At 73.0% G+C, this 14,283-nt stretch carries 14 protein-coding genes; 4 read left to right on the forward strand and 10 right to left on the reverse strand.

The annotated features are described in order from the left end of the window. The first annotated feature begins 18 nt into the window (after window positions 1-18). Window positions 19-1,488 (forward strand): glycosyltransferase 87 family protein, encoded by a 1,470-nt coding sequence (locus ARTHRO9V_RS11210; protein ID WP_159827183.1) that lies wholly within the window; start codon window positions 19-21, stop codon window positions 1,486-1,488. Here ARTHRO9V_RS11210 and ARTHRO9V_RS11215 read toward each other — a convergent pair. From ARTHRO9V_RS11215 to ARTHRO9V_RS11230, 4 genes are read right to left on the reverse strand one after another with little or no spacing between them, the layout of a single operon-like run. Next, entirely contained in the window at window positions 1,476-2,534 is a 1,059-nt protein-coding gene (locus ARTHRO9V_RS11215; RefSeq protein WP_159827186.1) for a sulfate/molybdate ABC transporter ATP-binding protein, read from the reverse strand. The two genes, ARTHRO9V_RS11210 and ARTHRO9V_RS11215, sit on opposite strands and share 13 nt — an antisense overlap. Beyond that, window positions 2,531-3,355 (reverse strand): ABC transporter permease, encoded by an 825-nt coding sequence (locus tag ARTHRO9V_RS11220; protein ID WP_056048879.1) that lies wholly within the window; start codon window positions 3,353-3,355, stop codon window positions 2,531-2,533. The genes ARTHRO9V_RS11215 and ARTHRO9V_RS11220 overlap by 4 nt, the downstream gene beginning before the upstream one ends. Continuing rightward, a complete protein-coding gene (gene modA, locus ARTHRO9V_RS11225; protein WP_056048882.1) occupies window positions 3,352-4,167 on the reverse strand; it encodes a molybdate ABC transporter substrate-binding protein in 816 nt (271 codons plus the stop codon). Before modA ends, ARTHRO9V_RS11220 begins: the two co-directional genes overlap by 4 nt. Window positions 4,168-4,169: 2 nt before the next feature. Then, on the reverse strand, window positions 4,170-4,574 hold the full coding sequence (locus ARTHRO9V_RS11230) for a molybdopterin-binding protein (protein ID WP_056048887.1): 405 nt from the start codon (window positions 4,572-4,574) through the stop codon (window positions 4,170-4,172). A gap of 158 nt (window positions 4,575-4,732) precedes the next feature. Between ARTHRO9V_RS11230 and moaA the strand changes: the two genes are divergently transcribed. After that, window positions 4,733-5,827: a GTP 3',8-cyclase MoaA gene (gene moaA / locus ARTHRO9V_RS11235; RefSeq protein ID WP_123571616.1), complete on the forward strand. Its 1,095-nt coding sequence runs from the start codon at window positions 4,733-4,735 to the stop codon at window positions 5,825-5,827. Window position 5,828: 1 nt separating this feature from the next. Continuing rightward, on the forward strand, window positions 5,829-6,164 hold the full coding sequence (locus tag ARTHRO9V_RS15890; protein ID WP_159827189.1) for a MoaD/ThiS family protein: 336 nt from the start codon (window positions 5,829-5,831) through the stop codon (window positions 6,162-6,164). A gap of 8 nt (window positions 6,165-6,172) precedes the next feature. Here ARTHRO9V_RS15890 and ARTHRO9V_RS11245 read toward each other — a convergent pair whose 3' ends face one another. Then, window positions 6,173-7,426, reverse strand: coding sequence for a ThiF family adenylyltransferase (locus tag ARTHRO9V_RS11245; protein WP_236557035.1), 1,254 nt, complete (start codon window positions 7,424-7,426; stop codon window positions 6,173-6,175). Between the two features lie 31 nt (window positions 7,427-7,457). On the opposite strand from ARTHRO9V_RS11245, the gene ARTHRO9V_RS11250 reads away from it, so the two are divergent. Further along, on the forward strand, window positions 7,458-9,125 hold the full coding sequence (locus tag ARTHRO9V_RS11250; RefSeq protein ID WP_123571619.1) for a hypothetical protein: 1,668 nt from the start codon (window positions 7,458-7,460) through the stop codon (window positions 9,123-9,125). A gap of 75 nt (window positions 9,126-9,200) precedes the next feature. Here the strand turns inward: ARTHRO9V_RS11250 and ARTHRO9V_RS11255 are convergent, their stop codons facing one another. From ARTHRO9V_RS11255 to metG, 5 genes are read right to left on the reverse strand one after another with little or no spacing between them, the layout of a single operon-like run. Next, window positions 9,201-10,139 (reverse strand): 4-(cytidine 5'-diphospho)-2-C-methyl-D-erythritol kinase, encoded by a 939-nt coding sequence (locus ARTHRO9V_RS11255; protein ID WP_159827195.1) that lies wholly within the window; start codon window positions 10,137-10,139, stop codon window positions 9,201-9,203. Window positions 10,140-10,152: 13 nt separating this feature from the next. After that, entirely contained in the window at window positions 10,153-10,773 is a 621-nt protein-coding gene (locus ARTHRO9V_RS11260) for a hypothetical protein (RefSeq protein ID WP_159827198.1), read from the reverse strand. 3 nt (window positions 10,774-10,776) lie between these two features. Continuing rightward, window positions 10,777-11,679: a 16S rRNA (adenine(1518)-N(6)/adenine(1519)-N(6))-dimethyltransferase RsmA gene (gene rsmA, locus ARTHRO9V_RS11265; protein WP_159827201.1), complete on the reverse strand. Its 903-nt coding sequence runs from the start codon at window positions 11,677-11,679 to the stop codon at window positions 10,777-10,779. Continuing rightward, window positions 11,679-12,656, reverse strand: a complete 978-nt coding sequence (locus ARTHRO9V_RS11270) for a TatD family hydrolase (RefSeq protein WP_082460596.1) — start codon at window positions 12,654-12,656, stop codon at window positions 11,679-11,681. The genes rsmA and ARTHRO9V_RS11270 overlap by 1 nt, the downstream gene beginning before the upstream one ends. Then, window positions 12,653-14,221, reverse strand: a complete 1,569-nt coding sequence (gene metG, locus ARTHRO9V_RS11275) for a methionine--tRNA ligase (RefSeq protein WP_159827204.1) — start codon at window positions 14,219-14,221, stop codon at window positions 12,653-12,655. Before metG ends, ARTHRO9V_RS11270 begins: the two co-directional genes overlap by 4 nt. Window positions 14,222-14,283 lie beyond the last annotated feature (62 nt).

Raw genomic sequence — 14,283 nt, forward strand, 5'->3', positions numbered from 1 at the left:
TTCGGCCAGACTGGGGGCGTGCGTACTGTGTTCGCGGCCGTGGCCGTCCTCGGATTGGCCGGGGCGATCGCCTGGGGCGTCGTGAACGTCGGGTTCCTGATGAAAGACCTGCGGACCGACTTCGTCGTCTGGACCGCCGTGTGCTGGGCGTTCTTCGCCCTGGCGGTGGTGCTGCTGCGCCGGGTGCCCGTGCGCCACGTCACCGCTCTCGTCGTGGCGGGCACGGCCCTGGTCGGCGGGGCGGGCCTGACCGGCGTACCCAACACGAGCACCGACCCGGCGCGCTACGCCTGGGACGGCATCGTGCAGACCGCCGGCGTCTCGCCGTACGAGTACACGCCCGACGCGGGCGAGCTGCGCGACCTGCGGCCGGCCTGGATCTTCCCCGAGTCGACGCCGTTCACCCGCGACGACGGCACGATCGGCGAGCGCTGCGGCGAACCCGACCGCCAGGTCCACCGTGCCTACGACAGCCAGACGGGCGACGTCGTCTGCACGCTGATCAACCGGCCCGACGTGCCGACCATCTACCCGCCGATGGCCGAACTGTACTTCTGGGCGGTGTCCGCCGTGGTCGGCCCCGACGCCGGGTTCTTCCCGCTGCAGGCGATGGGCTTCGTGCTCGTGCTGGGCACGACCGTCGCCCTGCTGGCGACCCTGCGCCGGCGGGGTCTCGACCCCCGCTGGGCCGCGCTGTGGGGCTGGTGCCCGCTCGTGGTCGGCGAGGGCGTCACGAACTCGCACGTCGACCTCCTGGGTGCCGTGCTCGTGGTCGCCGCGTCGTTGCTCGTCGCCACCGGTCGGCGCTTCCGCGGCGGCATCGCGCTCGGAGCCGCCATCGCGACCAAGTTGATCCCGGTGATCGCGGCACCCGCCCTGCTGCGCGGCCAGCCCTGGAAGGTGATCAGCGCCTCCGTCGTCACCTTCGCCGTGCTCTACGTGCCCTACGTCGCGATGACCGGGTGGGGCGTGCTCGGGTACCTGCCGGGCTACCTGACCGAGGAGGGCTACGAGGACGGCTCGCGCTTCGTGTTCCTGTCGGCCTTCATGCCGGACGCGTGGACGACACCGGTCGCCGTGCTGATCGTCGGTGTCACGGCCGTGCTCGTGTGGGTGAAGACCCCGGCTCACGACCCGTGGCTCGGCCAGCTCGTGATGATCGGCGTGACGCTCGTGGCGGTGAGCCCCCGCTACCCCTGGTACGCCCTGCTGCTGGTGCCGTTCGTCGCGCTGACCGGGCGGGTCGAGTGGCTGGCGATCCCGCTCGCGCTGCTCGTGCGCCAGCTCGAGCCGGGCATGGCACTGCAGCGGGCGTCGCTCGCCTCGGCCGTGCTCGTCATCCTGCTCGTGACGCTCTGGCGGGCCGGCCCCGGGTTCACGGACCGGTTGCTCGACGCCGTGGGGGGCGACGTCGACCGGCTGCGTCGGGTCGTCGGCCGCCGACGGTCCGCCCCCTCGTCGAGCCCCGGGCCCGCTCAGACCAGGTAGGCGACGGCGTCTCCGGCGTCGAAGGAGAACCGGACGGCACTGCCCGGCACGAGGTCGAGGCCGGCGACCACGCCGGGCGGGACGTCGGCCGACACGTCGCCGGCCCGGACCCGGACGACGTCCCCGCGGGGCTCGAGGTCCGTGACGACGACGTCGAGGGCGTTCTCGGACGGCGTCGGACCCGAGGGGGTCCCGGTCGACACGCGCACGGCGCTCGGCCGCACGGCCACCGCGGCCGCGGCGCCCGCCGGGAGCCCGTCGGCGGACCGGGCGGTCAGCAGGGTGCCGTCCTCCAACCGGACGCCTCCCCCGCGGGCCGTGCCGGTCAGCAGGTCGAGCCCCGCGAGCCCCGCGGCGAACGGCGTGGTCGGACGGTCGAGGACGGCGCGCGTGGGGCCGGCGTCGACGACCCGGCCCCCGTCGAGCACGACGACCCGGTCGGCCAGCGTGTAGGCGTCCAGGACGTCGTGCGTGACGATCACCGCCGTGCGGTCGGCGAGGACGTCGCGCAGGGTCCGTCGCAGGGCGGGCGCGACCGACGCGTCGAGGGCGGCCATCGGCTCGTCGAGCAGCAACAGGCAGGGGTCGGCGGCCAGGGCACGGGCGACGGCGATCCGCTGCGCCTGTCCACCCGAGAGCTGCGCCGGACGCCGCTCGGCGAGCCCCGTGGCGTCGACCCGGTCGAGCCAGTCGCGGGCTCGGCGGCCGGCCTCGCGTCGAGGCACCCCGGTGCTGCGCGGGCCGAAGGCGACGTTGTCGAGCGCACTGAGGTGGGGGAAGAGCAGGGCGTCCTGGGCGAGCATCGAGACGCCGCGCTCGTGCGGGCGCAGCGAGGGTCCGCGCCCGCGGCCGTCGACGTCGAACAGCACGCGGTCGCCCAGGCGGGCCGTGCCGTGGTCGGGTCGCAGGAGGCCGGCGACCAGGGACAGCAGCGTCGACTTGCCGGCCCCGTTCGGGCCGAGGACGGCCACCGTCTCTCCGTCGGCCACCTCCAGCTCGACGTCGAAGCCGCGGTCCTCGACGACCGCCGCGAACTCGAGCGTCACGACCCGCGCCTCCGGGTGGCGACGCCGGACGGCCCGCCCGCCCGATGGGCCAGGGCGACGACGACGACCGCCACGAGGACGAGCACGAGCGACAGCGCCACGGCGGCGTCGGGGTCGGTCTCGCGTTGCAGGTAGATCTCGAGCGGAAGGGTCCGTGTGACGCCCTGCAAGGAGCCCGCGAAGGTCAGCGTCGCCCCGAACTCGCCGAGGGCCCGCGCGAACGACAACACGGCGCCCGAGACGAGGGCGGGCAACACGAGCGGCAGCGTGACCCGCCGCAGCACGGTCGTGGGCCGGGCGCCCAGGGTCGCCGCGACGGCCTCGTAGCGCGTGCCCACCGTGCGGAGGGCGCCCTCGAGGCTCAGCACCAGGAAGGGCAGGGCGACGAAGGTCTGGGCCAGCACGACCGCCGTGGTCGAGAACGCGATCGTCACGCCGAGCGCGTCGAACGCCTGACCGAGCAGGCCGCGGCGCCCGAAGGTGTAGAGCAACGCGATGCCTCCGACGACGGGCGGGAGCACCAACGGCAGCAGCACGAGCGACCGCAGCACCCTTTGGCCCCGGAACCCGGTGCGGGCCAGCACGACCGCCATCGGGACGCCGAGCACGACGCAGAGGAGGGTCGCCGTGACCGACGTGCGCAGGCTGAGCCAGAACGCGGCGACCGACGACTCGGAGGTGACCAGCGGCACGAACTCGGCCCAGTCGACCCTCGACACCATGGCGACGAGGGGCAGCAGGACGAAGGCCGCCCCCAGGGCCGCGACGACCGCGATCCACACCGGGACGCCGGCGTAGGCACGGTGCGGGGCGGGCGTCACGGCGCGCCGAAGCCGGCGTCCCGCAGCACGCCCTGCCCGACCTCGCCGGTGACGAAGGCGACGAACGCCTCGGCCACCGCCGGGTTCGCCGTGTCGGCCACAGGGGCGATGGGATAGGTGTTGACGGCCTGGTCGGCCTCGGGGAACTCGATGCCTGTCACGCTGTCGCCGGCGGCCTCGACGTCCGTGACGTAGACCAGCCCGGCGTCGGCCTCCCCCGAGGTGACCTTGCCCAGCACGTCGGTGACCGAGGACTCCTCGCTGACCGGCGAGATCGTGACGCCGGTGGCCCGCTCGACCGCGACCGTCGCCGCACCGCAGGGCACCTGGGCCGCGCAGACCACGGTCGTCACGTCGGACTTCCCGAGGTCGGCGAAGCCCGTGACGTCGGCGGGGTTCGACGGCGGCACGGCGATGGTGAGGACGTTCGTGGCGAAGTCCTCCGAGGCCGACGGGTCGACGAGTCCGGCGTCGGTCAGCTTCGCCATGTTCTTCTCGTCGGCCGAGGCGAAGACGTCGGCCGGGGCTCCCTCGGTGATCTGCGTCACCAGGTCGGACGAGCCCGCGAAGGTCAGGTCGACGGTCGTGCCCGGGTTCGCTTTCTCGAACTCGTCGGCGAGCTCGGTGAACGTCGTCGTCAACGAGGCGGCGGCGTAGACGGTGATCGACCCCTCGAGGGTCGGGTCGGAGGCCGTCGGTGTCGCGCTGGTCGCCGTGTCGACGGTCGCGCCCGAGCACCCCGTCAGGGCGAGGGCCGTCGCCACCGCGAGGGCTCCGACGAGCGCCGTGACGACGCGGGGGGTCCGTCTCATGGTCAGGCCTTCCCGCCGGGCGTCTCGATGATGACCGTCGTGGCCTTCACGACGGCGATGGCCACCGAACCGGGTTCGAGGCCCAGCTCTCGGACGGCTTCGCTGCTCATCAGCGAGACGATGCGGTGCGGGCCGCACTGCAGCTCGACCTGGGCCATGACCCGGTCGGCGGTGATCTCGGTCACGACGCCCACCAGGCGGTTGCGTGCCGACCGCCCCACCTCGGACGGGTCGGCGGGCAGCACGGCGTTCTTCCGGGCGAGCGTCGCGAGCGCGAGCCCGTCGACCACGCCGCGCCCGGCGTCGTCCTTCTCGCTCTCGAGCAGGCCGAGGTCGATCCAGCGTCGCACGGTGTCGTCGCTCACGCCGAGGAACGCCGCCGCGTCCTTGATCCGTATCTGCGTCATGGACGCGAGCCTAGTTCCGAATGCGCGGTCGCGCAGCCGCAAGGAGTGGCCCCGGACGAGCCTGCGGGGCGGGGCGTCGTGCACGGCGGAGCGAAAGGAGGCGCGGGTCGCCTCCCATGGACACCCCACGTTCGGCCCCGCGGGCTTAACCTCGACGGATGACCGTCTCGCTCGGACTGCCCACCATGCCCGGCCGGGCCCCCGCCGACGACCTGCTGCCCGCGCGGCCGTCGAGCGACGCCGCTCCGGGACTGCTCGACCGCTTCGGTCGGACCGCGACCGACCTGCGGGTCTCGCTGACCGACAAGTGCAACCTGCGCTGCACCTACTGCATGCCGGCCGAGGGCCTGCCGGCCCTCCCCCGTGAACAGGCGCTCGACGCCGACGAGATCGTGCGCCTGGTCGGCATCGGCGTGCGCGACCTCGGCGTCCGGCAGGTGCGGTTCACCGGGGGCGAGCCACTGCTGCGTGCCGACCTCATCGACATCGTGCGACGGGTCGCCGCGATCGACCCGCGGCCCGAGGTGTCGCTGACGACGAACGCCATCGGCCTGGCGCACCGCGCCCAGGCCCTGGCCGACGCCGGGCTCGACCGGGTCAACGTGTCGCTCGACTCGCTGCACGCCGAGACGTTCATGAAGGTCTCGCGTCGTCCGTTCCTCGACAAGGTGCTCGCCGGCGTCGACGCCGCGGCGGCGGCCGGCCTCACCCCGGTCAAGATCAACGCCGTCCTGCTGCCCGGCATCAACGACCACGAGGCGCCCGACCTGCTCGCCTGGGCGCTGCGCGGCGGCCACGAGCTGCGGTTCATCGAGCAGATGCCGTTGGACGCCGACCGCAGCTGGGACCGCGCCTCCTTCGTCACCTCACGCGACATCCACTCGCTGATCGCCACGCGCTTCGACCTCAGCCCCGCCGACGTCGAGCGCGACGGAGCACCCGCCGAGCTGTTCGACGCCGTCGGCCGCGGTGACGACGCCGGACTGGCCGGGCGGGTCGGCATCATCGCCTCGGTCAGCGAACCGTTCTGCGCCGACTGCCGGCGCACCCGCATGACCGCCGAGGGCGGCATACGCAGCTGCCTCTTCAGCGGCGGAGAGACCGGCCTGCGCGACCTGCTGCGGAGCGGGGCGAGCGACCTCGAACTGGCCGACGCCTGGCGCGGTGCCATGTGGGCCAAGCCCTCGGGCCACGGCATCGACGACCCGGACTTCGTGCAGCCGGAACGCACCATGAGCGCCATCGGAGGCTGAGATGACGACCACGAACCCCGCCCCCACCGTCGACGGAGCCACCCCCGTCGACGGAGCCACCCCGGCCCCCGTCTCGTCGACGCTGCGGTTCTTCGCCGCCGCCCGCACCGCCGTGGGCCGCGACGACCAGCGCGTCGAGGTGCCCGCGGGCGAACGCCCGACCATCGGGCGCCTGCTCACCGAGGTCCGCCCGGTCGAGGGCGTGTCGGCCGCGGACTTCCGCGACGTGCTGCTGCGCTGCTCGTTCCTCGTCGACGGCCTGACCACGCGGGACCGCGAGCAGCTCGTCCCCGACGGCGCGGTCATCGACGTCATGCCGCCGTTCGCCGGCGGCTGAACGCCCGCCTACGGCCGCGTGGGTGCCCCCTGCGCGAGCTGCCACCCGAGCATGCCGCCGTGCAGCACCGACACGTCGAAGCCCTCGCCCGCCAGCAGGTCGGCCGCGGCGCGGGCCCGCGGCCCTCGGGCGCAGTAGACGACCACCCGCTGCGCCGGATCGAGCTCGGGCCGCTGGCGGGTGCGCGTGCCGTACCCGGGAGCCTGCACGTCACCGGAGATGTGGGCGAAGTCGTGCTCGTCGACCTCGCGCACGTCGAGCAGCGTGAAGTCGGCATCGCCCGTCGCTCGCGCCCCGAGCAGGGTCGTCAGCTCGGCCGCGTCGACGTCGGGGCCGACGCGGCGACCACGGGCCGGGGGCGCGTCGGCGGTGGTCGCCTGCGCCTCGGAGGCCGAGGACGAGGAGGCGCGGCGCGCATCGTTCACCGTCGCCCGGGCCTCGGCCCGGTGCGGGGCGCGGGCCAACCGGCTCTCCCGCCAGGTGCCGCCCAGGGCGTCGACGGTCACGACCCGGCCGAGCAGCGGATCGCCGAGACCGGTCAGCAGCTTGACGACCTCTCCGGCCATGCCCGCGCCCACCGTCCCGCACAGCGGCCCCAGCACGCCGACGTCGGCGCAGGACTCGTCCCAGCCCGAGGCGGGCGGGGCAGGGTGCAGGTCGCGGTAGTCGACCGCCCGGGCGTCCGGGGCGTCGTCCCAGAAGACGCTGAACTGTCCGTCCCAGCGGTTGACGCTGCCCCAGACGACCGGCAGACCGCGCTCGGCCGCGGCGTCGGCCACGAGGTAGCAGGTGTCGAACGAGTCGCTGCCGTCCACCACGAGGTCGTAGTCGTCGAGCAGGTCGGCGGTGCGGTCGCTCAGTCGGACGGGGTGGGCGACGACGGTCACGTCCGGGTTGGCGGCACGCACCCAGTCGGCGGCGGCGCGGGCCTTCGGGAAGCCCAGCTGGTCGGGGCGGAAGAGCACCTGCCGTTGTAGGTTCGACAGATCGACGGCGTCGTCGTCGACGATTCCCAGGGTTCCCACACCCGAGGCTGCGAGATATTGGATGACCGGCGCGCCCAGCCCGCCGGCCCCGACCACCAGCACCCTCGACGCCGCCAGGCGCCCCTGGGAGCCCAGACCGAACCCCGGCAGGCGCACGCTTCGCGAGTAGCGTTCGCCCTCGACGGGGTCGCCGCCGTGTCCACCGTCGCGCACGCCGGCACCGTGCACGCCACCGTCGTGCACGGCCGCCCCGCGCGCGTCACCCCCGTGTCGCACGCGAGATCCTCCGAGAGGGGGAAGAGACGACATGACGAACCTCCTGCATCCGGCCGACGGTCGATCGACCGCGCCCACTGTATCCACGACGCCCGGGACCGGCCGCAGCACAGCCCTCACGCGCCTCCGGCACTGGCGTCATCTCGACGCCGTGCTCGTCGGCCTGCTCGCCGCCGTGCTGTCGGGCGCCTTCCTCTGGGTGCCGTCCGTCTGGTACGACGAGGCCGCGACGGTCATCTCGGCGACGCGCAGCTGGGGCCAGCTCTGGCAGATGGTCCAGACCGTCGACCTGGTGCACGCCACGTACTACGCGTTCATGCACCTGTGGTTCGACGTCTTCCCGTACTCGCCGATCTCGCTCCGGGTGCCCAGCACGATCGTCACGGGGCTCGCCGCCGCGTTCACGGTCGTGCTCGCCCGCACCCTGGCCGACCGCCGGACGGCCGTCGTGGCGGGCCTGCTGTTCTGCCTGATCCCCCGCGTGACCTGGATGGGCGGCGAGGGCCGTTCGTACGCCTTCTCGGCGATGTTCGCCGTCGCCCTGACCCTCGTGCTCGTCACCGCCTCGCGCCGGACCGCCCAGGTCGGCGAGACCCGCACCCGGGCCTCGGCCGTCCGCTGGTGGGTCGCCTACGCCGTGCTCGCCGTCGTCTCGGTTCTCTTCTTCCTGTACGTCGCCTTCGTCGTGGTGGGGCACGGCGTCACCATGCTGGTGCAGTGGCGACGCGAGCGCCGGCTCCGCGCCTCCTCGGGGTCGGTGGCGACGTCGCAGGACGCCGTGGCGTCGACCCCGCTCGTCGGCGCACCGCACGGAGCACGCGGTTCGTTCCTCGGCTGGTTCGCCGGTGCGGCCGTCGCCGGACTCGCGAGCCTGCCCGTCGTGTACTTCACGTCCGAGCAGAGCGGCCAGGTCGGCTGGCTCGACCGGCCGAGCTTCGCGACGATCGACCAGGTGCTGACGACGCAGTGGTTCTACCAGAACGACCGTTTCGCCGTCTTCGGCTGGATGCTGGTGCTCGCCAGCCTGGTCGTCGTGGTCGCCGGTCTCGTGCCCCGTGCCCGGGGACTGGCCGAGGTCGTCCTGCCCTGGATGATCGTGCCCACCGTCGGCCTCGTGGGCGTCTCGCTCGTGACCGAGCCGCTCTACTCGCCCCGCTACCTGACCTTCGGCACCCCGGCCGTCGCGATCATGATGGCCGTCGCCGTGGCCGCCATCCCTTGGCGGCGGGTGATCGCCCTCGTCCTGCTGGTCGCCGTGGTGCTCACCGCCCCGACCTACGAACGTCAGCGTCAGCCCGAGGCGAAGGACTCGGCCGCGTGGAACCAGGTGGCCGACCTCGTGAGCGAGCAACGGGCGCTCGAACCGGCCGGGACGGCCGAGGGCGTCGTCTTCGGCCCCGTGCGTCGACACCCGAAGGCCACGTCGCGCATCATCGAGAACACGTACCCCGCGGCGTTCGAAGGGATGTCGGACTTCACGCTCGAGACCCCCGCGGCCGAGACCGGCGGGCTGTGGGAGGTCCAGCACCCGCTCGAGGACGTCATCGACCGCACCGACGACCTCGACGTCGTCTGGCTGATCACGAGCGACAAGCAGGACTGGAGGCCCCGGGTCACCGCGGACCTCGCCGCCAAGGGCTTCCACGTCGCCGACGAGTGGCACCTCACCCGCACGAACGTGCTCAAGTACGAGCGCTGAGCCCGCGAGACCCCGGGGCGTCGCCGAGCCCCCCTGCGCGCGCGGGGGGGCTCGGCGACGCCCTGGGGCCCGGGCCTAGTCGGTGACGACGCGGGCGCCGTGGACCGGGCCCGTGGCGCGGACGACCGTGAGGCGGGCGGCGCTCAGCGCGATCTGCAGCTCGAGAGCGCCGTCGAGGTCGGGTGCGAGGAACGCCACCGTCGGGCCGGAGCCCGACACGATGCCCGCGAGGGCCCCGTTGCCCTCACCGAGCTCGAGGACGTCGGCCAGGCCCGGCTGGAGGTGCAGGGCGGGCGCCTGGAGGTCGTTGTGCATGGCGTCCGCGAGCATGCCCGGGTCGCCCGCCCGGAGTGCCTGCAGGACGCCGGCGTCGACGACGGGGTGCCGCACCGAGCGGATCTCGCCCTGGTGCCGCAGACGGTGCGCGTCGAGTTCGTCGTAGACGCGCGGCGTCGAGAGGCCGACGTCGGCCACGGCCAGGACCCACTGGAACTGCCCCTTCGCCAGGGCCGGGCTGAGCTCGTCGCCGCGACCGGTACCGATCGCGGTGCCCCCGGCGAAGGCGAACGGGACGTCGGCACCGAGTCGGGCCGAGAGCCGCAGGAGTTCGTCACGACCGACGCCGGTTCCCCAGAGCGTGTCGCACGCGAGCAGCGTCGCGGCGGCGTCGGCCGATCCGCCCCCCATGCCGCCGGCCACGGGCACCGCCTTGTCGACGGTCAGGGCGACGCCGCCCGTGTAGCCGGTCGTCTCGGCCAGCAGGCGGGCGGCCTTGATCGCCAGGTTGGACCCGTCGGTCGGCACGCCCGACACGTCGATGGACGGGCCACCCGTGACGCTGACGGTGAAGTCGTCGGCGCGACGCGCACGCACGTCCTCGTAGAGGGACACGGCCTGGTAGGCGGTCGCGAGGTCGTGGTAACCGTCGTCCTGCAGGTCGCCGACGGCGAGGAAGACGTTGATCTTGCCCGGCGCACGCGTGTGGACCACGGTCGGGGCGGCCACGGACGTCATGCGTCCAACCTAGTCAGTTCTGGCGATCACTCATGACGCCGAACGCCCGCGTCAACCCCTCTTTCACGGGCTGCACCCGTTCGGGCAGGCGCAGGCTGCCCTGCGTCAACGACACCGAGCACTTCGGACCGGCGGTCGACACCACCTGGAGGCGCAGCGTGTCCCCGTGCGCGAGGGTCCAGTCGGCGGTCGGACGCGTCGCGGACCGGGCGACGACCTCGGGCGGGCCGCCGGCGTACCGGGCGAACCGGTCGACGGCGAGGTCGAACAGTTCGAGCGGTGCACCCCTCAAGCTGCGGCCGACGGTGACCGCGTAGCTGCCGTCGGGCTGGCGCCCCGGCGGCTCGACGCCGCGTTCTTGCTCGTAGCGCACCGTGATCCCCTCGGCCCACCACGGCACGACCTCGAACTCGTCGACCAGGAGGCGCGAGATCTGCTCGTGGGACAGTCGCGCCGCCCCCGCGGCGTCGAGCCGTGCGAACCACTCGGCCGCACCGCGTCCGGTGCCCGACCCGAGCCGGGCGTCACTGAGCCGCTGCTCACCGTGCCCGCGCTCGTCACCGCCACCGGCACCGTCCCTGCCCCTGGCCCTGCCGGACGGCGCGCCGTCGGGGCCGTTCTTGCGTCGGGGCACGGCTCAGCCGGCCTCGCCCTCGTCGGCGTGCAGCACGGCGGCGACGGACGCCCCGGCGAGGGCGTCGACGTCGCTGACCCGGGCCACGGCGAGGAAGTCGTCGACGGTGAGCTGCTCTCCCCGCTGGGTCGGGGCGAGTCCGGCACGTTCTAGGGCCTCGGAGGCGGCGGCGGACGACCCGTAGAGGGAGGACAGCGACTGGCGCAGCATCTTGCGTCGCTGCTGGAACGCGGCATCGACGAGGGCGAAGGTCGCCCGACGCTCGAGCTCGCTGCCGCGGGCCGGCTTGCGGTCGAACGCGACGAGGATGCTGTCGACGTTCGGCACGGGCCAGAACACCTGGCGGCTGACCTGGCCCGCGGCCCGGAACTCGCCGTACCACGCCGCCTTGATGCTCGGCCCGCCGTACACCTTCGAGCCGGGCTCGGCGGCCAGGCGCAGACCGACCTCGGACTGCACCATGACGAGCCCGTGCTCGAGCCCGTCGAAGTGCTCGAGGAAGTGCAGGAGCACCGGCACGCTGACGTTGTACGGCAGGTTCGCCACGAGGTGGGTGGGTTCGTCGGGCAGGGTCGTCACGCGCAGGGCGTCGTCGACGACGACGGTGAGGTCGGCCGCCGGCTGCAGCTGCGCGATGGTCTTCGGCAGCTGTTCGGCGAGGCGCTTGTCGATCTCGACGGCCACCACCTTGGCACCCGCCTCGAGCAGGCCGAGGGTCAGGGAGCCGAGCCCGGGGCCGATCTCGACGACGGTCATGCCCGCCGAGACACCCGACGCGGCGACGATGCGACGCACGGTGTTGGCGTCGTGGACGAAGTTCTGCCCGAGCTTCTTGGTCGGCTGCACGCCGAGGAGGTCGGCGAGGTCACGGATCTCGGCGGGGCCGAGCAGGGTGGCGCGCGACATCAGCCCTCGACCGTCACGGGCTCGCTGTCCCAGCTGCCGTACACCAGTTCGGTCGTCGACGAGATCTGGGCCGCGAGCATGGACACGTCGGTGCCGATCGTCTCGGCCATCGACCGCAGCGTGAAGGGGATCAGGTACGGCGCGTTGGGGCGACCGCGGTAGGGCACCGGCGTCAGGTAGGGCGCGTCGGTCTCGACCATGATCAGGTTGCGCGGCAACTGCACGAGGGCGTCGCGCAGGGGCTGGGCGTTCTTGAACGTCACCGTGCCGGCGAAGGACGCGTACCAGCCGTTCTCGGCGAGGATGCTCGCCAGCTCGGGCCCGCCGCTGAAGCAGTGGAAGACGGTGCGTTCGGGAGCGCCCACCTCGAGCAGCAGGTCGACCACGTCGTCGTGGGCGTCGCGGTCGTGGATCTGCAGGGCCAGGCCGTGGCGCTTGGCGATCTCGATGTGGCCGCGGAACGCCTCGAGCTGGGCCGCCCGACCGTCGTCGCCGGTGCGGAAGAAGTCGAGCCCGGTCTCGCCGACGGCGCGCACGCGCGGCCTCGCGGCGAGCCCGTCCAGTTCGGACAGCGCCTCGTCGAGGGTGCCCGCGGCCGCGAGGGCCGGGGCCTCGTTCGGGTGGATGGCGACGGCGGCGAGCACCCGGGGCTCGCGGCTGGCGATCTCGGCCGACCAGCGGGACGTCTCGAGGTCGGTGCCGACCTGCACCACGCCGCGCACGCCCACGGACGAGGCCCGGTCGAGGTGCTCGCGGTAGTCGAGGGGGCCGTCGCCGTCGTCTCCGACGCCGTCGGCGATCTCGAGGTGCGTGTGGTTGTCGTAGACCGGCACGACGAGGGGCTGGGGAGGCGCGGGGTAGGTCAGGTCGCGCTTCTGGCCGTCCGCGCCCGACGAGCGGTGGCGGACGTGCGTCGCCGGGACGCCGTCGGCCGGCCCGGAGGTCGCGCCGCCGCCACCGGACGTGTCGTCGCTCATGCCGCGGGCTCGGGCTGTTCGATGCGGGGGAAGAGCCCGGCGGCGAGCGGCTTGACGTCGGGAGCGCTCGACCACTCGGCCGCCCGGTCGACGGGCTGGCTGGTCAGCTCGCCCTGCCCGATCGACTGCCACAGGGTGCGCGTGGCCGTCGGGATGAACGGCGACAGCAGCACGGTGAGGGTGCCGAGACCCCGCAACGCGGTGGCGAGGACGGTCGCCAGGCGCTCGCGCTGCGACTCGTCCTTCGCGATGGCCCAGGGTTCTTGCTCGGTGATGTAGCCGTTCAGCTGGTCGACCAGTTGCCAGATCGACGCGAGCGCCTCGTTGATCGCGAACCGGTCGATCGCCGCGTCGGCCTCGGCCGTGACCCGCAGTTCGGTCTCGCGGACGGCCAGGTCGGCCTCGGTGAGGTCGCCGGCGACGGGCACGGTGCCGTCGAAGTAGCGGGTGATCATGGCCACGACGCGCGAGGCCAGGTTGCCGAACCCGTTGGCCAACTCGGCCTGGTAGCGGGCCGCGATGTCTTCCCAGCTGAAGTTGCCGTCCTGACCGAAGGTGATGGCGCGCATGAAGTAGTACCGGAACGCGTCGGCACCGAAGACGTCGGTGATCTGCTGCGGGGCGATGCCCGTGAGCTTCGACTTCGACATCTTCTCGCCGCCGACCAGCAGCCAGCCGTGGCCGAAGACGTTCTTGGGGACGGGCAGCCCGGCCGCCATGAGCATCGCGGGCCAGATGACGGCGTGGAACCTCACGATGTCCTTGCCGACGAGCTGCACGGCCGGCCAGCGACGCCGGAACTCGTCGTCGTCGACGCCGTAGCCGATGGCCGTGACGTAGTTGAGCAGGGCGTCGAACCACACGTAGACGACGTGCTTCTCGTCCCAGGGCACCTTGACGCCCCAGTCGAAGCTCTGCCGCGAGATCGACAGGTCGCGCAGACCCTGCTTGACGAACGAGACGACCTCGTTGCGCACCGAGTCGGGCTGCACGAAGTCGGGCTGGGCCTCGTAGAGGTCGAGCAGTCGCTGCTCGAAGTCGCTCATGCGGAAGAAGTAGTTGCTCTCTTGCAGCACCTCGACCGGGATGCTGTGGATCGCGCAGACCTGCTCGCCCTCGTAGGCGCCGGTGCCGGGCACCAGGTCGCTCGGCTGCTTGTACTCTTCGCAGCCGACGCAGTAGAAGCCCTCGAACTCGCCCTGGTAGATGAAGCCGTCGTCGTAGAGCTTCTGCAGGAACTTCTGCACGCCGGCCTCGTGGCGGGCGTCGGTCGTGCGGATGAAGTCGTCGTTGGCGATGTCGACGGTCTCGAGCAGGGGCTTCCAGGACTCGGTGACGAGCTTGTCGGCCCACTCCTGCGGGGTCACGCCGTGGCTCGTGGCCGTGCGCAGGATCTTCTGACCGTGCTCGTCGGTGCCGGTCAGCAGCCAGGCGTCGTCACCCCGCTGACGGTGCCACCGGGCGAGCACGTCGGCTGCGACCTCGGTGTAGGCGTGACCGATGTGCGGCACGTCGTTGACGTAGAAGATGGGCGTTGCGATGAAGAAGGAGTCGCCGGCGGGCATGGGGACCATCTTAGGTGGGGGCACCGACGTGATGACGCGACCCGCGCCTCCTGCGTCCGCCG

This window comes from Frigoribacterium sp. 9N (genome assembly GCF_902506305.1).
Classification (GTDB): domain Bacteria; phylum Actinomycetota; class Actinomycetes; order Actinomycetales; family Microbacteriaceae; genus Frigoribacterium.

What these genes read in the sequence shown, in the direction of transcription:
- ARTHRO9V_RS11255 (WP_159827195.1), bottom strand. Translation starts at nt 10,139, where the DNA reads ATGACGTCCGTGGCCGCCCCGACCGTGGTCCACACGCGTGCGCCGGGC.
- rsmA (WP_159827201.1), bottom strand. Translation starts at nt 11,679, where the DNA reads ATGTCGCGCGCCACCCTGCTCGGCCCCGCCGAGATCCGTGACCTCGCC.
- ARTHRO9V_RS15890 (WP_159827189.1), top strand. Translation starts at nt 5,829, where the DNA reads ATGACGACCACGAACCCCGCCCCCACCGTCGACGGAGCCACCCCCGTC.
- metG (WP_159827204.1), bottom strand. Translation starts at nt 14,221, where the DNA reads ATGCCCGCCGGCGACTCCTTCTTCATCGCAACGCCCATCTTCTACGTC.
- ARTHRO9V_RS11250 (WP_123571619.1), top strand. Translation starts at nt 7,458, where the DNA reads ATGACGAACCTCCTGCATCCGGCCGACGGTCGATCGACCGCGCCCACT.
- moaA (WP_123571616.1), top strand. Translation starts at nt 4,733, where the DNA reads ATGACCGTCTCGCTCGGACTGCCCACCATGCCCGGCCGGGCCCCCGCC.
- ARTHRO9V_RS11270 (WP_082460596.1), bottom strand. Translation starts at nt 12,656, where the DNA reads ATGAGCGACGACACGTCCGGTGGCGGCGGCGCGACCTCCGGGCCGGCC.
- modA (WP_056048882.1), bottom strand. Translation starts at nt 4,167, where the DNA reads ATGAGACGGACCCCCCGCGTCGTCACGGCGCTCGTCGGAGCCCTCGCG.
- ARTHRO9V_RS11230 (WP_056048887.1), bottom strand. Translation starts at nt 4,574, where the DNA reads ATGACGCAGATACGGATCAAGGACGCGGCGGCGTTCCTCGGCGTGAGC.